The sequence below is a fragment of the Massilia sp. genome (genome assembly GCF_031995545.1).
In the GTDB taxonomy this organism is placed as follows: domain Bacteria; phylum Pseudomonadota; class Gammaproteobacteria; order Burkholderiales; family Burkholderiaceae_D; genus Telluria.
Window position 1 is genome coordinate 1 of record NZ_DAMAGA010000022.1, and the last position, 24,263, is coordinate 24,263.

At 67.8% G+C, this 24,263-nt stretch carries 17 protein-coding genes; 4 read left to right on the forward strand and 13 right to left on the reverse strand.

From position 1 onward, the window contains the following. Positions 1–97: 97 nt before the first annotated feature. From RTQ83_RS15355 to wrbA, 8 genes are all read right to left on the reverse strand, one after another. Positions 98–2,125, reverse strand: a complete 2,028-nt coding sequence (locus RTQ83_RS15355; protein ID WP_312516351.1) for a Cache 3/Cache 2 fusion domain-containing protein — start codon at positions 2,123–2,125, stop codon at positions 98–100. Positions 2,126–2,290: 165 nt separating this feature from the next. Further along, positions 2,291–4,120 (reverse strand): ABC transporter transmembrane domain-containing protein, encoded by a 1,830-nt coding sequence (locus RTQ83_RS15360; RefSeq protein ID WP_312516353.1) that lies wholly within the window; start codon positions 4,118–4,120, stop codon positions 2,291–2,293. A gap of 49 nt (positions 4,121–4,169) precedes the next feature. Beyond that, positions 4,170–5,264 (reverse strand): carotenoid 1,2-hydratase, encoded by a 1,095-nt coding sequence (locus RTQ83_RS15365; protein WP_312516355.1) that lies wholly within the window; start codon positions 5,262–5,264, stop codon positions 4,170–4,172. Next, positions 5,264–7,813, reverse strand: a complete 2,550-nt coding sequence (locus RTQ83_RS15370; protein ID WP_312516357.1) for an ABC transporter permease — start codon at positions 7,811–7,813, stop codon at positions 5,264–5,266. The genes RTQ83_RS15365 and RTQ83_RS15370 overlap by 1 nt, the downstream gene beginning before the upstream one ends. Continuing rightward, entirely contained in the window at positions 7,801–8,235 is a 435-nt protein-coding gene (locus RTQ83_RS15375; protein ID WP_312516359.1) for a DUF4124 domain-containing protein, read from the reverse strand. Before RTQ83_RS15375 ends, RTQ83_RS15370 begins: the two co-directional genes overlap by 13 nt. A gap of 12 nt (positions 8,236–8,247) precedes the next feature. After that, positions 8,248–9,669: an FAD-binding oxidoreductase gene (locus tag RTQ83_RS15380; protein ID WP_312516361.1), complete on the reverse strand. Its 1,422-nt coding sequence runs from the start codon at positions 9,667–9,669 to the stop codon at positions 8,248–8,250. Continuing rightward, on the reverse strand, positions 9,662–10,060 hold the full coding sequence (locus RTQ83_RS15385) for a DUF2069 domain-containing protein (RefSeq protein ID WP_312516481.1): 399 nt from the start codon (positions 10,058–10,060) through the stop codon (positions 9,662–9,664). Before RTQ83_RS15385 ends, RTQ83_RS15380 begins: the two co-directional genes overlap by 8 nt. Beyond that, a complete protein-coding gene (gene wrbA, locus RTQ83_RS15390) occupies positions 10,060–10,692 on the reverse strand; it encodes an NAD(P)H:quinone oxidoreductase (RefSeq protein WP_312516363.1) in 633 nt (210 codons plus the stop codon). Before wrbA ends, RTQ83_RS15385 begins: the two co-directional genes overlap by 1 nt. Before the next feature lie 105 nt (positions 10,693–10,797). On the opposite strand from wrbA, the gene RTQ83_RS15395 reads away from it, so the two are divergent. Further along, positions 10,798–12,180 carry a YihY family inner membrane protein gene (locus RTQ83_RS15395; protein ID WP_312516365.1) on the forward strand — a complete coding sequence of 461 codons (1,383 nt, stop codon included), beginning with the start codon at positions 10,798–10,800 and terminating at the stop codon, positions 12,178–12,180. Between the two features lie 27 nt (positions 12,181–12,207). On the opposite strand, the gene RTQ83_RS15400 is transcribed toward RTQ83_RS15395, so the two are convergent. Continuing rightward, positions 12,208–13,020 (reverse strand): alpha/beta hydrolase, encoded by an 813-nt coding sequence (locus RTQ83_RS15400; RefSeq protein WP_312516367.1) that lies wholly within the window; start codon positions 13,018–13,020, stop codon positions 12,208–12,210. 2 nt (positions 13,021–13,022) lie between these two features. Next, positions 13,023–14,333, reverse strand: a complete 1,311-nt coding sequence (locus RTQ83_RS15405; RefSeq protein ID WP_312516369.1) for an O-acetylhomoserine aminocarboxypropyltransferase — start codon at positions 14,331–14,333, stop codon at positions 13,023–13,025. Between the two features lie 229 nt (positions 14,334–14,562). Here RTQ83_RS15405 and RTQ83_RS15410 point away from each other — a divergent pair, with 229 nt between their 5' ends. Then, entirely contained in the window at positions 14,563–15,015 is a 453-nt protein-coding gene (locus tag RTQ83_RS15410) for a CBS domain-containing protein (RefSeq protein WP_290420473.1), read from the forward strand. Between the two features lie 173 nt (positions 15,016–15,188). Here RTQ83_RS15410 and RTQ83_RS15415 read toward each other — a convergent pair whose 3' ends face one another. Then, on the reverse strand, positions 15,189–17,483 hold the full coding sequence (locus RTQ83_RS15415; RefSeq protein ID WP_312516374.1) for an EAL domain-containing protein: 2,295 nt from the start codon (positions 17,481–17,483) through the stop codon (positions 15,189–15,191). A 217-nt stretch (positions 17,484–17,700) separates the two neighbouring features. Here RTQ83_RS15415 and aroC point away from each other — a divergent pair, with 217 nt between their 5' ends. Then, on the forward strand, positions 17,701–18,795 hold the full coding sequence (gene aroC / locus RTQ83_RS15420) for a chorismate synthase (protein ID WP_312516376.1): 1,095 nt from the start codon (positions 17,701–17,703) through the stop codon (positions 18,793–18,795). A gap of 100 nt (positions 18,796–18,895) precedes the next feature. Here aroC and RTQ83_RS15425 read toward each other — a convergent pair whose 3' ends face one another. Together RTQ83_RS15425 and RTQ83_RS15430 are read right to left on the reverse strand one after the other, a co-directional pair. Beyond that, positions 18,896–20,401 carry an HDOD domain-containing protein gene (locus tag RTQ83_RS15425; protein WP_312516378.1) on the reverse strand — a complete coding sequence of 502 codons (1,506 nt, stop codon included), beginning with the start codon at positions 20,399–20,401 and terminating at the stop codon, positions 18,896–18,898. Further along, positions 20,398–22,176 (reverse strand): putative bifunctional diguanylate cyclase/phosphodiesterase, encoded by a 1,779-nt coding sequence (locus RTQ83_RS15430; protein ID WP_312516380.1) that lies wholly within the window; start codon positions 22,174–22,176, stop codon positions 20,398–20,400. The genes RTQ83_RS15425 and RTQ83_RS15430 overlap by 4 nt, the downstream gene beginning before the upstream one ends. Positions 22,177–22,542: 366 nt before the next feature. On the opposite strand from RTQ83_RS15430, the gene RTQ83_RS15435 reads away from it, so the two are divergent. Beyond that, positions 22,543–24,234 (forward strand): isovaleryl-CoA dehydrogenase, encoded by a 1,692-nt coding sequence (locus RTQ83_RS15435; protein WP_312516382.1) that lies wholly within the window; start codon positions 22,543–22,545, stop codon positions 24,232–24,234. The last annotated feature ends 29 nt before the right edge of the window (positions 24,235–24,263 follow it).

Here is a 24,263-nt window from a genome sequence, read left to right on the forward strand (position 1 = left end):
AAAGATGAGGGAGGGTTGCGTGAACGACGGCGAGCAACAGGATTACTGGCCCGGCCTGCGGCGTCACGAGGGACGCCGCAGGCCGGGCTTCAAACCATCAGCCCTGGGTCAGGGCCGGACGGCGGGTGGTGCCCAGCGCGGCGGGCGCCGCGGCTTCTTCGGCGATCCGGAACTGGCGCACCGAGCGCGCCAGCGCATCGGCCTGTTCGTGCATCGCCTGCGCCGCGGCGCTCGCTTCTTCCACCAGCGCGGCGTTCTGCTGGGTGGTGGTGTCCATCTCGACCACGGCGCGGTTGACTTCTTCGATGCCCTGGGTCTGCTCCTGGCTGGCGGCGCTGATGTCGGCCATGATGTCGGTCACGCGCTGCACACTCGCCAGCACTTCCTGCATCGTGGCGCCGGCTTCGTTGACCAGGCGGCTGCCGGCGTCGACTTCGCCGTTCGAGGCTTCGATCAGGCCCTTGATCTCTTTGGCGGCGGCTGCGCAACGCTGCGCCAGGCTGCGCACCTCGTTGGCGACCACGGCGAAGCCGCGGCCCTGTTCGCCGGCACGCGCCGCTTCGACCGCGGCGTTCAGTGCCAGGATGTTGGTCTGGAAGGCGATGCCGTCGATGACGCCGGTGATGTCCGAGATCTTGCGCGACGCCTGCGTGATCGAGTCCATGCGGGTGACCACTTGCGAGACCGTATCGCCGCCTTTCTGGGCCACGTTCGAGGCGCTGCGTGCCAGCTCGTTGGCCTGGCGCGCATTGTCGGCATTCTGGCGCACGGTGGTGGTCAGCTGGTCCATCGACGAGGCGGTGGTGGCCAGGCTGGCGGCCTGCTCTTCGGTGCGCTGGCACAGGTCCAGGTTGCCGGTCGAAATCTCTTGCGAGGCGTTGGCGATATGCTCGGCGCCTTCGCGCACGCGGCCGACCACGCTTGATAAGCGGGCGCCGATGGTGTTGATGGCCTCGGTCAGCTGGCCGATCTCGTCGTTGCGGCGGGTGGCCACCGACGCGGTCAGGTCGCCGTCGGCGATGCGCATCGCCACGTTCTGCACTTCGGCCAGCGGACGGGTGACGGTGCGGCGCACCAGGAAATTGAGCACGGCGGCCAGCACGGCCAGCGCGATCAGGCCGAACACGATGAAGCGGTTGCGCAGTTCGCGCGCGGCGGCGGTGATCTCGTCCTGGTAGGTGCCGCCGGCGATGACCCAGTTCCAGTCCTTCATGTAAGTATAAGCTGCGAACTTGCGACGGCTCTCGGTCTCGCCCGGATTGGCCCAGTCATAGCTGACCGTGCCTTCCTTCTTTTCCAGCATCTCCTTGATGAAGAAGTGGCCGTCGGCCGAGCGGCTGTCGAGGATGTTGTCGCCTTCCTTGGCCGGGTGCACCTGCAGCTCGCCGTAGGTGGCGCCGGGCGTCGCCGACAGCACGAAGAAGTAACCCGTGGTGCCGACTTTGACGGCGCGGATTCGCTCCTTGAGCGCGGCCACGTCCTTGGTGATGTCGACGCCGACGTACAGCGCGCCGATCACCTTGCCGGCCGCATTGCGTACCGGCTCGTACTGGGTGATGAACTGCTTGCCGAACAGCTTGGCCAGGCCGACGTAGGTGCGGCCTTCGCGCAGCGCGGCGTAGGCCGGCGACGCCTTGTCAAGCGCGGTGCCGACGGCGCGTTCGCCGTTTTCCTTCTTGACCGAAGTGGTCACGCGCACGAAGTCGTCGCCGGTGGCGGCGAACACGGTGGCATTGCCGCCGGTGCGTTCAGTGAAGGCGTCCGGCGCCGAGAAGTCGAGGTTCAGCGCACGGCCGCCCACGCTCAGGGTCGGCACCTGACGCCCGCCGATATCCACGGGCGCCGCTTCATCCAGCGCGAACTCGCCCGGGAGGCCGGCGTGGAAGATGCGGCCGAAGCTTACCGCCTGGCTGCTGACCGTTTTGTTGAACAGTTCCACGGTGTCGGCCACGCCGTGCAGCTCGCTGTTCACGCTCTGCACCGCGCGCTCTTGCAGCATGCTCGACGTCGACATCGTGATGGTCGCGATCAGGACCGCGATGATCAGGCCGGCCAGCGCAAACACCACGGCGCTGATACGCGTGCCAACATTCCAATTGGATGGATGAAGTTTGTTATTGCTCATGTAAGAGTTTGGTATGAGGGTAGATATAACCCCGAATCATACCTTGCAAACTTTTTTGAGAGCAATAATTAGTGATTTTTGGTACCAATCTGCGTGTTCCGCGCAACACTCGTACGCATATTTACGTATTGCTACGTAGACAATCGAATGCGGAGCACCTGTTGTTCAAGCGGCAACCGGCGTATGCGTCTGGAATTGCAGCGCCGCCAGGTTGGCATACACGCCGCCATGCGCGATCAGTTCGGCATGGGTTCCCGACTCGACGATGCGGCCTTCGTCCAGCACCACGATGCGGTCAGCGCGCTGCACAGTTGACAGGCGGTGGGCGATGATGACGGTGGTGCGGCCGACCATCGCCGCTTCCAGCGCGCGCTGCACCAGGCGTTCGGATTCGGCGTCCAGCGCGCTGGTCGCTTCATCGAGCAGCAGCAGCGGCGGATTCTTGAGCAGGGCGCGCGCGATCGCGATACGCTGGCGCTGGCCGCCCGACAGGCGCACACCGCGCTCGCCCAGGAACGAAGCGTAACCTTCCGGCAGGCGCTCGATGAAGTCATGGGCCGCGGCCAGGCGCGCCGCCGCGATCACTTCCTCGTCGCTGGCGTCGGGACGGCCGTAGCGGATGTTTTCCAACGCGCTGCTCGAAAAGATCACCGTATCCTGCGGCACGATGCCGACCGCGCCGCGCAGCGTGTGCAGGCCCAGGTCGCGCAGGTCGACGCCGTCGAGCAGGATGCTGCCGGACTGCGGATCGTAGAAGCGCAGCAGCAGCTGGAACAGGGTGGTCTTGCCGGCGCCCGAAGGACCGACCACTGCTACCGTCTCGCCGGGACGGATGTCGAGCGAGACGTGCGACAGCGATGCGGAGTCGAGCCGCGAGGGGTAGGCGAAGGTGACGTCGGCCAGCGTCAGGCGCGCGCCGTTGGCGGTGCGTGCCGGCAGTGCTTTCGGATGCGCCGGGTCCTGGATATCGGAACGGGCGGCCAGCAGTTCGAGCAGGCGCTCGGTGGCGCCGGCGGCGCGCTGGGCGTCGCCCATCACTTCGGACAAAGCACCGACCGAACCGGCGACGATGCCGGCGTACAGGATGAACTGACCGAGGTCGCCGCCGGTCATGGTCCCGGCCAGCACTGCATGCGCGCCCAGCCACAGCACGAACACAATGGCGCCGAACACCAGCACGATCGCCAGCATGGTCAGCGTGGCACGGGCGCGGATGCGGCGGATCGCGGTGTCGAAGGCGCTGTCGACCGAGGCGCCGAAGCGGCCGGCCTCATGGCCTTCGCGGGTAAACGCCTGCACCGTCGGCATCGCGTTCAGGATCTCGCCGGCCACTGCCGAAGCATCGGCGATGCGATCCTGCGAGTCACGGGATAATTTGCGCACGCGCCGTCCGAACAGCACAATCGGCAGCACCACCAGCACCAGGAGGCCCAGGATGATCGAGGTCAGGCGCGGGCTGGTAATGAACAGCATCACCAGGCCGCCGGCGAACAGCAGCGTGTTGCGCAGCGCCAGCGAGATGCTGGTGCCGACCACGGCCTGGATCAGGGTGGTGTCGGTGGTCAGGCGCGACAGCACCTCGCCGGTGCGCGTGGTCTCGAAGAAGGCGGGGCTCTGGTGCACCACATGGCGGTACACGGCGCTGCGGATGTCGGCGGTGACGCGCTCGCCCAGCCACGACACCATGTAGAAGCGCGCCGCGGTGGCCACGGCAAGCACGGCGGCCACGCCGAACAGCGCGGCGAAAGTGGCGTCGACGTGCTCGATGCCGCTGGCGGCCTGGCCGACTGCGGCGGCGCCGAAGCCGAGGTCGATCATCTTCTTGAAGGCGGCCGGAATCGCCAGCGTGGCGCCGGCCGCGAACAGCAGCGCGATGCCGGCCAGGACGAACTGGCGGCGGTAGGGACGCAGGAAGGGGCTCAGGCCGCGCAGGGTGGCCAGGCTGCCCTTGCGGGATGGATCGGTGTCGGGACTGCTGGTGGAACGGGTGCTCATGTAGTTCGGTGAAGTCGGTTTTTCTTGTAGTTGTATGGAGGGTGGGTGATCACAGTTTCATCGGCTGCACGTAGCCGGTCATTTCCAGATAGCCGCGGCCGACCCGGCGCCCGTCGCGTTCGACCGTGACCGCGCCTTCCCAGTACACGGCGCCGGTCGAGCGGCGCGAATCGAGTTCCTGGTCGGGTTGCAGCGGCACGATCTTCCAGCGCTGGGCGCCGGTGCGGATCGTGGCGCCGACCGGGTAGGTTGCGCCGGTACGGGGCGACTTCCACGTCGTGTCAGGCGTGAAGTCGACCGCCTCGGGACCATGGTGCGTCACGCGGCCGGCCGCGTCGCGTACCGTGGCGTGGCCCCATAGTTTATCATCTCCCGTGCTTCCGCTCTTCCTCCTTATCCGGAAAGCCATCAGCGCACCACCGTCGTCCAGGTTGGCGCCGACCCAGTCCCAGCCGGCGGCGTCGGGCTGCAGCACCTCGCTCGACCACTCGTGATCGAGCCAGGCGCTGCCGGTGACGGCCACCGGCGCCATGCCGGCGCGGCCGGCGCTGCCCGACACCGCCAGGTGCGGCTCGCTGTAGTAGTAGCTGGCCAGCTGCGGGCTCGGGCCCTTGCGCGAATAGCCGCCCTGGCCCTGCACCAGCACCGGCTGGGTGGGTTTCAGGCGCAGTTCCAGCGTCAGTTCGTTGGAGCGGATCGTTACCCGGTAGGTGCCGTTGGCGTCGCGCACCATGCGCCAGTCGTCCAGTTTCAGGTCGGTGGTGCCGGGCCGCGCCCAGGCCAGGCCGAAGCCTTCGCGCGCGCTGCGCTGGTCGTGCACCAGGCGCCCGACCGCCGGGTCGGACAGCGCGGCATGCGCGATCACCAGCTGGCGCGGCGAAAACGCGCTCGGGTTGCCGGTGTCGAGGCCGGTGCGGCTGCGGAAGAACGTCACCTGGAAGCCGAGCGCGCGCTTGTCGGGCGTGTCGACCCAGCCGGTGACGTACCACCATTCGGTGCGAAATTCCGGATGGGCGCCGTAGTCGCGCGGGAACGACAGCTCGGCGCCCGGCGTCACCGGGGCAAACACCGGCTGCTGTGCACGGGCCAACGACGCGCCCAGCAACTGGGTCAACAAAACGACTAAAACCAGAACAAAATGCATTACCAATCCTCTCTGACTGCGCGCACCGGGCCGCCGGACAGCGCATGGCGGCCCGATACCAGCGCGGTGGCGATGGAAGCCGCGACCAGCACCGCGGCCACGCTGCCCAGCAAGGGCCAGGGCAGGTGCAGGCCCATGGTCCAGTGGAACGACTGTGGGTTGACCACGTACACCAGGATCATGCTGATGACCAGGCCGAGCGCGAAACCGGCCAGTACGCCCAGGCAGGTGAGCAGGCCGCCTTCGAAGGCGAGCAGCTGCAGCACCTGGCGCCGCGTGACGCCGACGTGGCGCAGCATACCGAATTCGCGCGAACGCGCCAAAGTCTGGGCCGAAAAACTGGCGGCGATGCCGGACAGGCCGATCGCGATCGCGATCGCCTCCAGCAGGTAGGTGACCGCGAAGCTGCGGTCGAAGATCTTCAGGCTGGCGGCGCGGATGTCGCCGGGGCGCATCAGGTTCAGGGCGGCGCCGAAGGGCAGCGCGCGGATACTTTGCTCGAGGGCGTCGAGGCCTTCGCCGCGCGCGCTCCACAGGGCGGCATCGGTGACGGTGGCGTCGTTCGTGAGCTTTCTATAGTCGGCCAGCTGGATCACCACCGAGCCGGATTGGTTGGCATAGTCGCGCCAGGCGCCGGCGACGAAAAACTCGGACTGCGCGCCGCCCAGCGGCAGGTGCAGCATGCCGCCGATGCGCACGCCGTACAGGTCGAGCAGCGCTTCGGATACCCAGGCCGGACGCGCGCCGGCGGGAACCGGGGCGCTCGGCCCGACCAGGTACAGCAGCCGCGCCGGGTCGCCGGCGTCGATGTCGCGCGCGATGACCACGACCGGCGGCCGCTCGGGCGCCAGCGTCACGCGCCGCGTGCGCAGGAACTGGATCCGTTTCACGCCCGGCGCGGCGGTTAGCGCGGCCTGCTGCCCGGCACTCAGGAACCCGGTGCCGCCCGCGTCCACCGTGCGCACGTAGAGGTCGGCCGGAAGGATGTGGCCCATCCAGTCGTCGACCGAGACCCGGAAGCTCGACACCATGATCCCCATCGCCACCATCAGGCTGAAGCTGGCCAGGATGCCGCCCAGCGCGATCGAGGCCTGGCCCGGCGCATTGGCCAGGCGCGCCAGCGACAGCGCCAGTACCGGGTAGCGCCGGGCACGCGGCTCGGCGCCCCTTTCCAGCGCGCGAAAGACGATGCTGGCAGCGCGCGGCATCAGGCCGATGCCGCCGATCAGCAGCAGCGCGATCGCCAGGTAGCCGAATAGCGGCAGTTCGAACACCGGCGGCGCGAACGAAAAGGCGGCTGCCAGCAGCAGGCAGATCAACGACGGCCACACCCGCGCCAGGCGCGCCAGCGCGCCTTCGTCGGCGCCGGACTTGATCGCCACCGCCGGCCTGGCGCGCGCCGCTTCCCACGCCGGCGCCAGGCAGCCGAGCAGGGCGACGCCCAGGCCCAGCGCAAAGAATATCAATGCCGCGCCGGGTGTGAACGCGACCTGCGGCCGGATGCCGGGAAAATAGCCGGCGCCCAGGTCGCCGCCGAAGAAGTGCAGCGCGGCCGCGGCCAGTGCATAGCCCGCGGCCACGCCGAGCAGCGCCCCGAGCACGCCCAGGCTGCCGCCTTCGAGCAGCACCTGGCGCAGTAGCGCCCTGCGCTCCATGCCCAGCACGCGCAGCAGTGCGAACTGGCTGCGGCGCCGCATCACCGACAACGCCTGGGTCGAGAACACCAGGAAGGCGCCGGTGAACAGCGCCACCAGCGCCAGCACGGTCAGATTCACGCGGTAGGCCCGGCTCATGTTGTCGGTGCGGCTTTCCTGGTCGGCGTCGTTCGGCTGGCCGACCGTGAAGCGGCCGGGCCAGGTGCGTTCCAGCTGCTGCGTCAGGCGGCGCTGGAATGCCGCGCGGTCGACGCCGTCGCGCAGTTTCAGGTCGACCCGTGACAGCTTGCCGAGGCGGTCGAAGCGCCACTGCAGGGCGCCGATATCCATCACCGCCAGGCGCTGGCCGGCGCGGGCGCGCTGCACGGGGCCGGCCACGCGCAGGGTCACGTCGCCCGTGCCGGAGCGCAGACGCAAGGCGTCGCCGCGCGACTTTGCCAGCCACGTTTGCGCGGCGGGCGACAGGAACAGCGCATCGTCGGCCAGCACGTCGAGCATGCGGCCGTCACCCGGCACGCCCATCAGGTCGGGCGCGATGAAGCCGGCGCGCAGGGCGTCGATGCCGACGATGCGCAGCGGGGTGTCTTGTCCGGCGACGCCGGCCGCGACTTCGAGGATCGGAGAAGCTACCGCAACGTCGGGGTCCGCCGCCAGCAGGGGGTAAACGGCTTCGTCGAACAGCGGTTCGCGCCCCGCGACCTGGATGTCGGCCTGGCCCGAGAGGCTTTTCACGGCGGCCGAGAATTCGTTGAAGGCAGCGGCGTTGATCAGGTGGATGGCGAAGCCCATCGCCACCCCGACCGCGATGGCGGCAATCGCCACCAGCGCGCGCACCGGATGGGCGCGCCATTCGCCCAGCAGCAGCCATCGTGACAGGACGTTCAGGCCGGGCATTCGAGCGCCAGTGATTCGGCCTGGCGTTTCGCCTTGAGCCGCGCGGTTTCCTTGGCGTCGCCGCGCTGGCGCGCCAGGTCTTCATCGGCCCATTGACGCTGCAGGCGCAGCTTGTCGCAGCGCTTGCGTTCGGCCAGGGCCGCGCGCTGGGCGCGTTCGAGGTCGCGCTCTTCACGTGTGGCCTGTGCCAGTTTGGCCTTTTCGATCCCGGCCAGCGTGGCGCGGTTGCGCTCGAGTCTTTCCTGCAGCGCCGGGTCGGGCGGTGGCGCATCCGGCACGGCCAGGGTGGCACCTGCGCCGGCGCAGGGACGGTCGCTATAGCTCACGCGGCCGCTGTCGAGGCATTTGTAGATCGAGCCGGCCAGGGCCGGCCGGTACAGCAGGAAAGCGAGGACGAGAACGAAGAAACAGGCGCGCATCATGGGTCTCCCGGGTCAAAGAATTTTGCCAGGGTTCATGATGCCGAGCGGGTCCAGTGCGGCTTTGATGGCACGCATCATGTCCAGTTCAACCGGCGACTTGTAGCGCGCCAGTTCCTCGCGCTTGAGCATGCCGATGCCGTGCTCGGCCGAGATGGAGCCGTTGAAGGCCGCCACCGCGTCGTGCACGATGCGGTTGATGGCGCCCTGATGCGCGAGGAAGGCATCGTGTGCTTCGCCGTCCGCTGGTGCCACGTTGTAATGCAGGTTGCCGTCGCCCAGGTGGCCGAAGGTCACCGGCTGGCAGCCGGGGAAGGCGGCCTGCAGCGCGGCGTCGGCCTGCAGGATGAAGTCGGGGATGGTCGATACCGGCAGCGAAATGTCGTGCTTGATGTTCTTGCCGGCCGCCGCCTGCGCCAGCGGGATGTGCTCGCGCAGCCGCCACAGTCCCAGCGCCTGCTGGTTCGAGGTGGCGACCACTGCGTCGCGCGCCACGCCAACCTCGAGCGCCGCGCCCACCGCCGCTTCCAGCAGCGTCTGGGCATGCTCGCCCGATTCGTTGCTGGACAGCTCGACCAGCGCGTACTGCGGATGCGGCCCGGAAAATGGCCGCGGCAGGTCGGGGAAGTGGGTTGCCACCAGTTGCAGGCAGAACGCCGACATCAGCTCGAAGCCGGTGAGCGACGCGCCGCAGCGCGCCTGCAACAGCCCTAGCAGGTCGAGTGCATGGCGCGGCGAGTCCAGCGCCACCAGTGCCGTCAACGCCGCTTGCGGCGCCGGGTACAGTTTCAGCACCGCGGCCGTGATCACGCCCAGCGTGCCTTCGGCGCCGATGAACAGTTCGCGCAGCGCGTAGCCGGTATTGTCCTTGCGCAGGCCGCGCAAGCCATCCCACACTTCGCCGTCGGCGGTGACGACTTCCAGCCCCAGGCACAGTTCGCGCGTGTTCCCGTAGCGCAGCACGGCGGTGCCGCCGGCGTTGGTCGACAGGTTGCCGCCGATGGTGCAGCTGCCCTCGGCCGCCAGCGACAGCGGGAACAGCATGCCGGCCTCGCTTGCCGCGGCCTGGATATCGGCCAGGATGCATCCGGCCTCGGCCGTCATGGTGCGGTTCGCGGCATCGATGGATCGGATCCGGTTCAGGCGCCGCAGCGACAGCACGATGGCTTCGCCGCTGGCGTCCGGCACGCTGCCCAGCACCAGTCCGGTACGCCCACCCTGGGGCACGATCGGGACGCGCGCGTCGCGGCAGGCGCGCACCACTGCCGCCACCTGCGCGCTGTCGCCCGGCAGCACCACGGCGCGCGCGCGGCCGGTGAAGCGGCCGCGCCAATCGGTCAGGAAAGACGCGATGTCGCCCGCCTCGGCCAGCACCCGCTCCGGGCCGACGATGGCGCGCAAGGCGTCCAGGAAACCATCCGGCGCGACCTCAGCCATGCGGCACTTTGACCTTGTCGAGCAGTTCCTTGGCCATGCGCTGCGCCGCCTTCTTGTATGGCCGCAGGTAGAGCAGGGCGCAGAAGAAATACACCAGCACCAGCGCGATCTCGCCGATCGCCATCTGGCGCGAGGCGGCGTTCTGGTCCGCCCAGGCGCGCACCACGCCTTCGACGAAATAAATCAGGATCAGCATCGACGACCATTGCAGCGTGTACAGGTCGCGCTTGATCACGCCGCGCAGTGGCAGCAGCAGCGGCAGCACTTTCAGCGCCAGCAGCCAGCTACCCGGCTGCAGCGGGGCGACGAAGGCTTCCCAGGCGATCAGCCAGCCGATCAGCCAGATCAGGCTGGTGATGGCGCCGATATGAAAGACTTTTCCGGTATCCATCATCGACTTCCATGCGATGTCAGGTCGAGTGTCGTGTCCAGCCTGCGCGCCGCCTCGGCCAAGCGGCGTCCGAGCGCGATCGACAGCGTGCGCTCGTCGTCGGTGACGGCGCGCTTGCCGTCGACGCCGGCCCAATGGGTGGCGCCGTAGGGGCTGCCGCCGCTGGCGGTGTTCATCAGTTCGGGATGGGTGTAAGGCAGGCCCATCACCAGCATGCCGTGGTGCAGCAGCGGGATCATCATTGATAGCAGGGTCGCTTCCTGACCGCCGTGCAGGCTGCCGGTGGAGGCGAACACCACCGCCGGCTTGCCGGACAGGGTGCCGTTGACCCATTCGGTGGCGGTACCGTCGAGGAAGTATTTCATGGCGGACGCCATATTGCCGAAGCGGGTCGGCGAACCCAGCGCCAGGCCGGCGCATTCGCGCAGGTCCTCGGGCTCCACGTACGGCGCGCCATCCTCGGGGATCGCGGGTGCGGTGGCCTCGGCCACGCTCGAGACCGCCGGCACGGTGCGCAGGCGCGCCTCCACCCCGGGCACGCTGTCGATGCCCTGGGCGATGAGTTCGGCCAGCTTGCGCGTGGCGCCATGACGGGAGTAGTACAACACGAGGATGGTCAGGGTGGGCTTCATCGTTGGTATTATAGAGCGGTTTGTTGAAATGACATGCCCGAACATGGCCGATCGCGCGGCGCCGGCAGCGATGTTGCCGGGCCTCGCATCGCCTCCAATCTGCCCATGCTGACCAAGACCGTCCACCACCTGTCGCGCACCACCGCCGAGTTCGTCAACGGCGCCGAGCCATCGCGCGGCCTGAGCTGGCCCGAACTGCTCGATCTGCTCCGCTTTGCCGTACGCCGCCTGCGCGAAGAAAAGCTGCCGCAGGTGGCCGGCAGCCTGACCTTCACCAGCACGCTCGGCCTGGTGCCGCTGTTGACCATCGTGCTGGCGATCTTCACGATGTTCCCGGCCTTCGGCCAGCTGCGCACGGCGATCGATGCCTGGTTTGTGCAGAACCTGATGCCCAAGGCCATCGCCAGCACCATCAGCGGCAACCTGACCCAGTTCGCCAGCAAGGCCAAGGGCTTGTCTGCGCTGGGCGCGGTGGTGCTGCTGTTCACCACCACCATGACCATGAGCATGATCGAGCGCGCCTTCAACCGCATCTGGAGCGTGCGCCAGCCGCGCCCGTTGGCGCAGCGCATCCTGGTGTACTGGGCCCTGATCACGCTGGGGCCGGTGCTGTTCGGGGTGTCGATCAGTTTCACGACCCAGCTGTTCAACGCCACCGGCGGGTTGGGGCAGGATGCGACCGTGTTCGGCATGCTGTTCTTCACCCTGGCCTCGGTCGCGGTGACCACCGGCGGCTATACCTTGCTGTACATGATCGTGCCGCATCGCAAAGTCTCGCTGGGCGACGCCTTCGTCGGCGGCCTATCGGCGGCGATCGCGTTCGAGGTCGCCAAGCGCGTGTTCGGGCTGTTCATCAGCCAGTTCCCGACCTACGCCATCATCTATGGCGCGCTGGCGGCGCTGCCGCTGTTCCTGGTCTGGATGTACGTGAGCTGGATGATTACCTTGGTCGGCGCGGTGCTGACCGCCGCGCTGCCGGTGGTCAAACACGAGCGCTGGTGGCACGAGCCGGCGCCGGGCAGCGCGTTCGTGGATGCGATGGCGATCCTGAAGGTGCTGTATGGCGGCGCGCAATTGACCGGCACCGCGCTGGTCACCAGCAGCATGATCCGGCGCTACACGCGGATCGGCTATGACGAGCTGGGCGAGCTGCTGGAGCGCATGGTGGCAGCCGGCTGGGTCGGCCGCGTGCTGGACGAGGCGCCGGCGCGCGCCGGCTGGAAGCGCGTGCGGCGCGGCAGTGACGAGAATTGGGTGTTGCTGGTCGATCCGACGATCCTGCAGCTGGCCGACGTGTACCGCCTGTTCGTGTTCTACTGCGCCCAGGCCGAGGCGATGCGGCAAGAGGATCCGACCGGGCCGGACAGTGGTTTGTACCTCGACAGCGTCGCGCTGGTGCACCAGGTCGAGGACGTGGTCGAGCATGGGCTGGACCAGACGCTGGCCGAGCACTTCGGCGCGCCGGTCGCCGAGCCTGCTGTTGGCTGAATCGGCTGAATCGGCTGAGTCGGCCGGTCAGGGCGTGGCGCTTCGGGCCAGATCCAGCAGCGCCAGGCGCAGTGCGTCCGGCGCTTCGGACATGATCGCGTGGCCGGCCTCTACCTTGACCACCTTGCCGTGCTTGAGCGCGCCCGTCAGCAGCGCGGCCGAGCGCGGCGGCGTCATCATGTCCTTCGTTCCCAATACAAACGTGACCGGGCAGGCGATCGCGGCCGCCGCCGCTTCCCCGTTGGCATAGGCGTTGCAAGCGGCGAAGTCGGTGTGGAACAGGCCGGCCGGATTGCGCGCCGCCATGCGCTGCATCAGGCGCCGCGCGACGTTGACGACCGAGGTGCCGGGGCCTGCGGTCGAAGGGCCGGGAACGGTGGACGAATGCGACCATGCGGCCACCATCTCGATCGCCGCCGGTTCGTCGTCGCGCGCCGTCGCCAGCAGGGCGTCGGAGACCCGCATCGGGTAGGTGGTGCCGACCAGGCCCAGTCCGTTCACCCGCTGCGGCGCGCGGAACGCCGCTTCCAGCGCGATCAGCGAGCCCATGCTGTGGCCGGCGAGCACGGCGCGTTTGACGCCGGCGGCGTCGAGCAGGGCCAGAAGCCAGTCCGCCATCGCCTCGACCGTGTCCAGCGCCGGGCCTGCGCTGCGGCCGTGGCCGGGCAGGTCGGGCGCCAGCACGGCGAAGCCGGCATGGGCCAGGGCGCGGCTTTGCAGCGCCCATACCGAGTGGTCGTTCTGGGCGCCGTGCACCAGCACGATGACCGGCAAGGACGCACCGAACGGCTTGCCGCCGGTGTAGCAGTAGGCCTGCCGGCCATGGACGTCGAGCAGCATCCTCAAGCTCCCTTCTGCGCCAGCTTCAGGCCGCGCTTGAGGTCGTCGATCAGGTCGTCCGGGTCTTCCAGCCCGACCGACAGGCGCAGCGTGCCTTCCCCGACCCCGCTGGCGGCCAACTGCTCGGCCGGGACGCGCAAGTGCGTGGTCGAGGCAGGGTGGATCACCAGCGACTTGGCGTCGCCCACGTTCGCCAGGTGCGAGAACACTTGCAGGCCGTCGGCGAAACGGCGGCCGGCGGCGCGGTCGCCTTTCAGTTCGAAGGTGAACACGGCGCCGCAGCCGCGCGGCAGGATGCGTTTGGCCAGCGCGTGGTCGGGGTGGGTGTCCAGCTCCGGATAGGCGACGGAGGCGACCGCCGGATGCGACAACAGGAACTCGATCACGCGCCGGGTATTCGCCTGGTGCCGCTCCATGCGCAGGCCGAGCGTCTCGATCCCCTGCAGGATGGCGAACGCATTGTGCGGACTCATGGCGGCGCCGAAGTCGCGCAAGCCTTCGCGCCGTGCGCGCAGGGCAAAAGCGCCGACGGTCGACTCTTCGCTGAATACCATGCCGTGGAAACCGTCGTACGGTTCGCACAGGGTCGGGAAACGCCCGCTGCGCTCGTGCGCCTCCTGCCAGTCGAAGCTGCCGCCATCGACCAGCAGGCCGCCGATCGCGGTGCCGTGCCCGCACAGGAACTTGGTGGCCGAATGGAACAGCAGGTCGGCGCCGAGGTCGAACGGCCGTTGCAGCCAGGGCGTGGTGAAGGTGGCGTCCACCATCAGCGGCAGGTCGTGTTCGTGCGCCAGCGCGGACAGTTGCGGGATGTCGAGCACGTCGAGCTTCGGATTGCCCAGCGTTTCGCCGAACAGCAGCTTGGTATTCGGCCGGATCGCGGTGCGCCACGCGTCGATGTCGCGCGGATCGACGAAGCTGGTCTGGATGCCGAATCGGCGCAGGGTATAGGCCAGCAGGTTGTGCGAGCCGCTGTACAGGGCGCGCGAGGCGACGATGTGGTCGCCGGCACCGGCCAGTGTGCTCAGGCCCAGGTGCAGCGCGGCCTGGCCGCTGGCGGTGGCGATGCCGGCGACGCCGCCTTCCAGCGCGGCGATGCGCTCTTCCAGCACCGCATTGGTCGGGTTCGAAATGCGTGAATAGACATGGCCGGCCTGCTCCATATTGAACAGGGCGGCCGCATGGTCCGCATCGCGAAACGCGAACGAGGAGGTGAAATGGATCGGCGTGGCGCGTGCACCGGTAGCGGGATCGGGTGCGCTGCCGGCGTGCAGGGCCAGGGTGTCGAAGCCGGGAACTGGTGGACCGCTCATGCTGGGCTCCGGAAGCGTGGGAATGGGCCGCATCGTAACATTGTTGAAAGCTTGCGCAATCTGCAGTGCACCATTATGCGGACACGACCGCACCATGATCTGGCGCAATGATACGGCACAACGCTAGATTTTTTGGCGGGCATAGGCTACAGTCGTTGTTATGCCTTATACAAAATTATCCAGTATCACGAACAGTGTCGATAACATTGACGAAGCGGGGGTGGCGAACATGAAAGTCTCCGAGATCCTGCAAGTGAAGGGCGAGATCCTGTACACCGTAACGCCGGACACGCCGCTGGTGGACGCGGCCATGACCATGACCGAGAACGATATCGGCTCGCTGGTGGTGATGGAGTACGGCGACCTGGTCGGTATGCTGACGTTCCGCGAAGTGCTCAAGGCGCTGCACGCGAACGGCGGCTCGGTCGGTTCCGGCACCGTGCGCCGCCACATGGACGACAGCCCGATCACGGTCACGCCGGACACCGAGGTCAACGAAGTGCGCCGCATCATGCTCGAGAAGCATGCGCGCTACCTGCCGGTGATGAACGCGCGCACGCTGCTGGGCGTGATCTCGTTCTATGACGTCGCCAAGGCGGTGCTGGAAGCGCAGAGCTTCGAGAACCGCATGCTCAAGGCGTATATCCGCGACTGGCCGGCCGAGCAGAACGCGCCGGATTAAGCCGGTTGTACCGTGGATGGTGGTTGAGAAGCGGTCCGGATGACGTAGGGTTGGCGGCTTCGCCGCCGACGCGGCGGTAGTTTGCCGCGAGATCATCCGGCGCGTCATCGTAGCCGCCAACAATCGACGCGTCGGCGGCGGAGCGCGGGGCCGCCTAGGCCAACCCTACGGGTTCATGCTGCGCGGGTGGCCCGGTCTCCTGCCAGCCACTCCAGCAGCTTTTGCGGCGACAACGGCCGCGCATACAGATAACCCTGCGCCAGCGGGCAGCCGAGCTGGCGCAAGATCTGCGCCTGACGCTCGTCCTCGACCCCTTCCGCGATCACCGACAAGCCCAGGTTGCGTCCCAGCTGCACCACCATCTGGGCGATGCTGCCGCCGCGTGCGGACCCTGTGATCTCGGTAACAAACGCGCGGTCGATCTTCAAACGGTCCACCTGCAGCCGCTGCAGATGCGACAGCGACGAGAACCCGGTACCGAAGTCGTCGATCGCGATCGACACCCCGGTGCGCTTGACCTGGGCCAGCTTCTCGACCAGCGCCGCCGGCTCTTCCATCGCCATCGATTCGGTGATCTCGAGTTCGATGTATTCGGGCGGCGCCCCAGTGTCGTCAAGCGCCGCGCGCAGCATGTCGAGGAAGCGCGGATGGCGGAACTGCACCTGCGACACATTCACCGACATCGTAAAGTCGCGGTGCCCGGCCGCGCGCAGGCGCATCAGCTCTGCGCAAGCCTGGCGCAGCACCCATTCGCCGATCTCCACGATCAGCCCGGAATACTCGGCGATCGGGATGAAACGGTCGGGCGCCACCAGGCGCCCGTCGTCCAGGCGCCAGCGCAGCAGCGCTTCGGCGCCGAACGGACGGTTGGTGGCCAGGTCGACCTGCGGCTGGTAATCGAGGAACAGCTGGCCGTGCTGGAAGCCGTTGCGCAGCGCATGCATCATGCGCACCCGCTCGCGGATCTCGACGCCCATGCTGCGCGAAAAATAGAAGTGGCCGGTGCGCTGCTGCGACTTGGCGCGCTTCAAAGCGATGTCGGCATCCTTGAGCGCGTCGGCGCCGTTGCCGTCGTGTTCCGACAGCCGCACCAGGCCGAGCGTGCTGGAGACCTGCACGTCCTGGCCGTCGATGCGGAACGGTTCGCGGAACAGCGCCTGGATCCGCTCCGGCTCGAGCGCGCAGGCGTCGCCCAGCATGGCGAAGATGTCGCTGCCGATGCGGCCGACTTCGAGCGCCGGATCGAGGCGCGACTTGATGCGCTCGGCCACCGCCAGCAGCAGCAGGTCGCCGAAATGGTGGCCCAGGGCGTCGTTGGTTTCGGCAAAATGATCCAGGTCGGCCAGCGCCAGCACGCCGTGCGCATGCTGCGCCGCGGCCAGCCGCTTGTCGATCAGTTCGACCATGCAGTTCCGGTTCGGCAGGCCGGTGAGTGGGTCGTGGAAGGCCGACTTGTTCAGGCGCGTGACCAGTTCCACGTTGTCCAGGCACACGGCGACCATGCCGCAGAACACCTTCAGCAGGCGCTCCTCGACCTCGCCCAGCTCGCGCTCGAGCGGAATGCAGGCCACGAACTCGCGCCCGGACTTGCCGGCGAAGACCATGCTCAGCAGGCCGTCGTCGATGCGCAAGCCGCGCATGCGCAGCGCGCGTTCGGCGGCCAGCGCGAACTGCTCGCCACGCTGGCCGCCGAGGTCGCGCCCATCAAGGTGGCGGCAGGCGCCGGCCGCGGCCACCGCGCGCAGGCGTCCGAGACCGCCAAGTTGCTCGTCGCGGCAGCACAGCACACCCTCGGGCGGCTGCCCCAGCAGCTTGCCGGTCTGGGCCAGGATGCCGAGCGCGACGTCGCGCGCACCGTGCAGCGCCATCAGTTCGGCGCAGGCGGCGACGATGTGTTCCATGCCGAGCCGGTTGACGTCCAGTGCGCGGATCTGCTCGTACGAGCGGATCGCGGCCGCCACCGTGGTGTACAGCTTGGTACGGGTCAGTTCCGACTTGGTGCGGTAATCGTTGATGTCGTAGCCGCGGATGGCATCCATCTCGGGCGCGTAGCCGGGCTGGCCGGTGCGCAGGATGATGCGCAGGTCGTGCAGCTTGAGGTCGTCGCGGATGCGGCGCACCAGCTGCAGGCCGGCGTCGGCACGTTCCATCACCACGTCCAGCAGGACCACGGCGATCTCTGGTTCGCGCGCCAGAATCTCGTAGGCTTCGCGTGCGGAATAGGCGTGCAGGAAGGCCAGCGGGCGGCCCTGCATCTCGACGTTGGCCAGGGCGAAGGTGGTGGTCGAGTGGACGTCGGCATCGTCGTCCACCACCAGGATCCGCCAAGCATGCACGGCTGCGCCTCCGGCCATGCCGGCGCTGGCGCTGTCTCGCGACCCGTCGGCTGATTCGTCAGCAAATACGAGTTCGTCCAGCGGCGTGTTGTCTTCCTTCAGTGGGCCTGAGGGCGTAATCGATGCTGGCATGGGTGCTACGTCTCCAGGGTGACTCGGCATTGATAGGTTCAGTATAGCCGTGATTGCGAAAAAGAAAGGTCAAATACGGGACACGTCGACAAAAATATATCCTTAGAGAAACACTTTTGCGACAGTCGTGGGGGCGTTTGAGGCTTCTTCACCGTTTCTGCTTGCCTTTCGGGCTGGTAAAATGGTAATTCGACCAACCTGAACCAGAGCGCATCCCATGTCCGGCAATACATTTGGCAAGCTGTTTTCCGTCACCACTTTCGGCGAGTCGCACGGTCCGGCGATCGGCTGCGTCATTGACGGCTGCCCGCCCGGCATGGTGCTCAGCGAAGCCGACATCCAGCCGGAACTGGATCGCAGAAAGCCCGGCACCTCGCGCCACGTGACCCAGCGCCAGGAGGCCGACCGGGTCGAAATCCTGTCCGGCGTCTACCACGGCGTCACTACCGGCACCCCGATCGCGCTCCTGATCCGCAACGAAGACCAGCGCAGCAAGGATTACGGCAACATCGCCGAGAGCTTCCGCCCTGGGCACGCGGATTATACCTATTGGCATAAATACGGCGTGCGCGATCCGCGCGGCGGTGGCCGTTCGTCGGCGCGCCTGACCGCGCCGGTGGTCGGCGCCGGGGCGGTGGCCAAGAAGTGGCTGCAGGAGCAGTACGGCACCACCTTCGCCGGCTGCATGCGCACGCTGGGCGACATCGAGGTGCCGTTCGAGTCATGGGACCACGTGCATGCCAACCCGTTCTTCGCGGCGACCTCCGATGCCGAGCTGCTGGCGCGCATGGAAGCGGCGATGGACGCGCTGCGGCGCGAAGGCGATTCGATCGGCGCCCGCATCGACGTGGTGGCGCGGGGCGTGCCGGTGGGCTGGGGCCAGCCGATCTACGACAAGCTCGATGCCGACATCGCCTATGCGATGATGGGGATTAACGCGGTCAAGGGCGTGGAGATCGGCGCCGGTTTCGCCTCGGTGGCGCAGAAGGGATCGCAGCATGGCGACGAACTGACGCCGCAGGGCTTCGTCGGCAACCATGCCGGCGGGGTGCTGGGCGGGATCTCGACCGGGCAGGACATCACGGTGTCGCTGGCGATCAAGCCGACCTCGTCGATCCGCGTGCCGCGCCGCTCGATCGACAAGGACGGCAATCCGACCGACGTGGAGACCTTCGGGCGCCATGATCCGTGCGTGGGGATCCGGGCGACGCCGATCGCGGAAGCGATGCTGGCGCTGGTGTTGATCGATCATGCGCTGATGCACCGGGCGCAGTGCGGGGATGTGCGGGTAGACACCCCGAAGCTTAAATAAATCGTTAGCCTCAAAACCGGCATTCCCGCGCCTGCGTGGGAATGACGGTATTTAGGTAGGCGGAAAAGGATGCGGCGCGGTCGTCCGACCCGCCGAAGCATCAAACCCGCGTCGCGATCGCCTCGAGCTGATGGCGCTTCTCGACCGTCCGCACCACCAGCCCGCGCAGGTCATTGAGCAGCGCGAACTCGGTCTGGCTCAGGATCACCTGCGGGAACGTGTCGTCCCAATCGCCATAGATGAAGCCCGCCGGCTGCCCGTGCGCGGACAGCGGAATCACCACGAAGCAGCGCGCCGTCGACAGCGTGCCTTTCCACCATCCCGGCAGCTTGGTCGCGAACTTGGCGTCGCGCGCATTCTCGATGAAGATCACGCGGTCGCTCGCCAGCGCCGCATGGAACACGTTTGGCTCGTAGGTGTCGTCGAACGCCAGCAGCGGCAGCATCGGCTTGACCTCGTCGCCCAGGCCCAGGCGCGCCGAGTAGCGGCCTTCACGCCGGTTGCGTAGAAAAGCGAACGAGCGCGTGAACGACAGGCCCTTGTGCATCGTCTCGAGCGCCATCGAGATCATCTGGCCGGCGGTGGCGGTCGGGCTGGCGTCGCGCATGTCGGCCACGCCCGCCATCAGGATCTTGTTCCCGGCCATGCGCTTGCGGTCGGCATCGAGCTGGCGCGCGTTGCGCTCCTGCGGCTTGGCCAGCGGAGCGATGGTCAGGTCCGCGGCCGCTTCCACCTTGGCCTTGTCGATCGCGCCCAGGATGCCGTCGGGCGTCAGGCCCAGCATCGGCGCGAACTGTTCGGCCAGCAGTGCCACCTGCGCGGCCCCGGCTTCGTCGTCGGCCCACAGCGCGTCGGCGGCCTGGGTCGACATCGTGCCCAGCGCCGCCAGCCAGTCTTCATGGCCGAAGCCTTCGCCGCGTTCGGACGGCTCGACCCGGCGCATGCCGGCCACCAGATTGCGCGGCAGGCCCCAGTGGGTGGCGGTGGCGCGGCCGACTTCTTCCATCGACATGCCCAGCACGGCTTCGGCAGCCAGGTGTTCGCGGCCTTCGCCGGCGGCTTCGCGCATCTGGCTCCAGCGCTCGGGCATGTAGAAGGTCAGCATCATGCGGCCCAGCGAATGCAGGATCGAACACACCACCGCTTCTTCCGGATCGCGCGAGCGGGCGTCGATCGCCAGCTGCTGCGCCACCATCCCGGCCAGCACCGCCTTTTCCATCTCGATGTGGGCCGCTTCGGTGTCCGGCGTGCTGCGGCTGAGTTCCTCGATCAGTTTCAAGCCAAGCGCCAGGTGGCCGATGGTCTCGGTACCCAGCACCATCACCGCCTTCGAGATGGTATCGACGCGCTGGCCGAAGGCGGCGTACATGGCGCTGTTGGCCAGGCGCAGCACCTTCTGGGTCAGCACCGGGTCGGTCAGCACCGTGTCGCTCATCGAGAAGTCGCGCTCGTCCTCGCCGCGCATCGAGGCCAGGATGGCGTTGATCGCCTTGGTGAAGCCCGGCATGTCGCCCTGGCGGCGGATGCGCTCCCACAGCAGGGCGAGGGTGGCTTGCGCTTTGGCTCCCGCCTTGGCGGAATGCACGGGTGGTGTCGTTGGCGTCATGGTTTGACTGTCCGGGTATCAGGCGAAGTTACTGCTGGCTGTGCTGCGGGCTGCATTGCGGGCTGCACTGCCGGCAGCAGTGCGGTATAGAGGTTTTCCTTGAGCGCGGCCAGCGCCACGTTGGCCGGCATCGGTTTGCCGGTCAGGTAGCCCTGCACGTAGTGGCAGCCGTGCTCGTCGAGCCAGGCCAGCTGCTCTTCGGTCTCGACGCCTTCTGCCACCACCGACAGGCTCAGGTGGCCGGCGAGGTCGAACACGACGTTGCAGATGGCGGCGTCCTTCTGCGACTGCGGCAGGTCCTTGACGAAGGCGCGGTCGACCTTCAGCACCGAGATCGGGAACCGTTTCAGGTAGGCCAGCGACGAGTAGCCGGTGCCGAAATCGTCGATCGCGATGCGCGCCTCGCGCTCGGCCATCTTGGCCAGGATGCTTTCGGCGTGCACCGGGTCGACCATCAGCGTGCCTTCAGTGATTTCCAGCACCAGTTGGCGGCCCTTGACGCCGGACAGCGCGAGCGCATCGTCCAGCACCGTCAGGAAGCGGTCGCTGCGGAACTGGCGCGGGCTGATATTCACCGAGATGTAGAGTTCGCGTCCGGCGACTTCCTCGAACTGCTTGATCTGCATGCAGGCGGCTTTCAGCGCCCAGGCGCCGAGCAGGTTGATCAGGCCGTTGTTCTCGGCGATCGGGATGAAGCGCACCGGCGGCACCATGCCCAGGGTCGGGTGCTTCCAGCGCATCAGGGTCTCGAAGCCCTCGATGATGCGGGTGCGGGCGTTCACGATCGGCTGGTAGTAGAGCAGGAATTCACCTTCGCGCACTGCCGCGAACATCGCCGCCTCGAGCGAGATGTCGTGTTCCGGCGGGCCCTGGTTCTGCGGGCTGTACACCACCGCGCGCGCCTTGCCGGTCTCCTTGGCGCGCGACAGGGCGGCGTCGGCCAGCGTCACCAGCCGCACGTCGTCCTCGGCGTGGTCGGGATAGATCGCGATCCCGATCGAGGCGCCCAGGTAGACCGTATGGCCGCCGACCTCGAACGGCGACTGCAGGGTCGCCATCAGGCGCCCGGTGACCAGCTTGATCTGGGCTTCGCTGAAGGTGCCCGGCAGCACCGCCACGAATTCGTCGCCGCCGACCCGCGCCAGGGTGTCGCTGTCGCGCAGCGTGCGGCGCAGGCGCCCGGCCGCCATCTGCAGCACGGCGTCGCCCAGCGGATGGCCGAGGCCATCGTTGACTTTCTTGAAGCCGTCCAGGCCGATCGCCGCTACCGAAAAGCCGTGGCCCGAACGGCGCGCATTGGCGATCACCATGCGGATGCGGTCGGCCAGCAATACCCGGTTGGGCAGCTCGGTGAGGGCGTCGTGGGTCGCCATGTGGCGCAGCCGTTCTTCGGTCGCATGCTGGGCCGACATGTCGCGCCCGATCACCAGCAGCGGCGCATCGTCGCCGGTTTCGAGGCGCGTGACGCGCAGCTCGAACCAGATGTCGCGCTCGCCGGCGTGCAGGCGTGCCTCGACCAGCACCGGGTCGAGGCCTGCTGCATTGTCCAGGGCGTTCAGGAGGGCGGCCTGGTCGACTTCGTGCACCAGCGACGCCAGCGAACAGCCCGGTTCGAATCCGCACATGCGCCGCACGCGCGAACCCGCCGCGCGGATCGTGCCATCCAGGGTCACGCGGAAGACCGCGTCGCCGGCGCTTTCCAGCAGGCCGGCGAGCAGGGCCTGCTGCGGCTGCGGCGCTCCAGGCTGAACCCCGGCGGAGGTACTGTTGTGCATGTTGGGTCAGTTGCTTTCTTATCGCTGGCATGTGCACGGCATGCCTCGTTACATGTCGTCCCGTGCAAGTTTACCAAACCAGCGGCGACTTTATCATCGAAACATTCCGGGAGGCATTAAACAGAACAATCTGCAGCATCATTTCGCGCGAGTTTGTGCCAGCGCAGCCCTGCTTGCCTGACAACCGTGTTCACGCTAACCTGATTGTCGGATCGTTAAGTCTGTTGCACGTCATTGTCTCCTATCCTTGCTCGCAGGCATATCTGAAGCATATAAATACAGTCAGAGTTGATGCTTATATGCAACATCTTGGCAGGGGTGGAGCGTGTTGGACACGTTTCCGGCGTTGAAGCGAGGAGGACGGCCATGAATCCATTCGATACGCATGAGGTCTTGAACCAGGCGCCGCCGTTCCAGAACGTCAACCTGTACGACGTCGATCTGGCGCTGCAGGAAGGGCTGGCGCGCGAAGGCGGCGCGCAGGCAGCCGATATCGTGGCAGGGCTGCGGCAACTCGGCCGGCGCTGCGGCAGCCGCGAGGCGCAGGAGCTGGCGCGCCTGGCGAATATCCACGGCCCGCGTCTGGTCGGGTTCGACCGCGCCGGGCGCCGCGTCGACGAGATCGAATTCCACCCGGCCTGGCACGCCCTGATGACGCTGCTGGTCGAAGCCGGCGCGCACGCCGCGCCGTGGAGCGCGCCGCACCCCGGAGCCCATGTGGCGCGCGCCGCCGCCTACCTGCTGTTCGGCCAGCTCGAAAACGGCGCCCAGTGTCCGGTTACGATGACCTATGCCTCGGTCGCCGCGCTGCGCCGGGCGCCCGCGCTGGCGGCGCTCTGGCAGTCAAAGATCCTGACGCGCGAGTACGATCCGCGTCCGCTGCCGGTGGGGCAGAAGCGCGGCGCGCTGATCGGCATGGGCATGACCGAGAAGCAGGGCGGTTCCGACGTGCGCAGCAACACCACGCGCGCGACGCCGCTGGCGCCGGGCGAAGTGCCGGACGGCTGCGCGATCGACGGCGCGCCGGTCCACCGCATCGTCGGCCACAAGTGGTTCTTCTCGGTGCCGCAGGCCGACGCCCACCTGATCCTGGCGCGCCAGGACGATGCCGCGCCGGGCGCGCTGAGCTGCTTCCTGGTGCCGCGCTTCCTCCCCGGCGGCGAGCATAATGCGGTGCGGGTGCAGCGCCTGAAGGACAAGCTCGGCAACCGTTCCAACGCATCCTCCGAAGTCGAGTTCTGCGGTGCGCTCGGCTGGCTGGTCGGCGCGCCCGGGCGCGGGATCCCGACCATCCTCGAGATGGGTAGCCTGACCCGGCTCGATTGCGTGCTCGGCAGCGCCGGCATCCTGCGCGCGGCGCTGTGCCACGCGCTGCACCATGCGCGCGGCCGCAGCGCCTTCGGGCGCGCGTTGAGCGAACAGCCGCTGATGGAGAACGTGCTGGCCGACCTGGCGCTCGAATCGGAAGCCGCCACCGCGCTGGCGCTGCGCCTGGCGCGCTGCGTCGACCAGGCCGGCGACCCGGATCAGGCCCTGCTCGGACGCATCCTGACGCCGGCCGCCAAGTACTGGGTGTGCAAGCGCGGCCCGGCGTTCGGCGCCGAAGCGATGGAAGTCATGGGCGGCAACGGCTACGTCGAGGACGGTCCGCTGGCGCGGCTGTACCGCGAGCTGCCGGTGAATTCAATCTGGGAAGGTTCCGGCAACGTGATGTGCCTCGATGTGCTGCGCGCGGTCGGCAAGTCGCCTTTGGCGGCGCGCGCGGTGCTGGAGCGCGAACTGCTGCCGGCTGCCCGCCTCGACGCGCGCTTCGCGGCGCATGCCGATACGCTGCTGGAGTCGCTCGGGGCGCGCTCCGCGGACGAGTTCGGTGCGCGCAGGCTGGCCGAGGACCTGGTGCTGGCGCTGCAGGGCGCGCTGCTGCTGCAGCATGCGCCGGCGCCGGTAGCCGGGGCCTTCGTCGCTTCGCGCATCGCGGCTGCACCGGGCGGCGCCTTTGGGCGCCTGCCGGCCCAGACCGACTGCGCGGCGATCCTGGCGCGTGCCTTGTCTCTATGATGGCGCACCCGTGCGAGGTCTGGTAGATG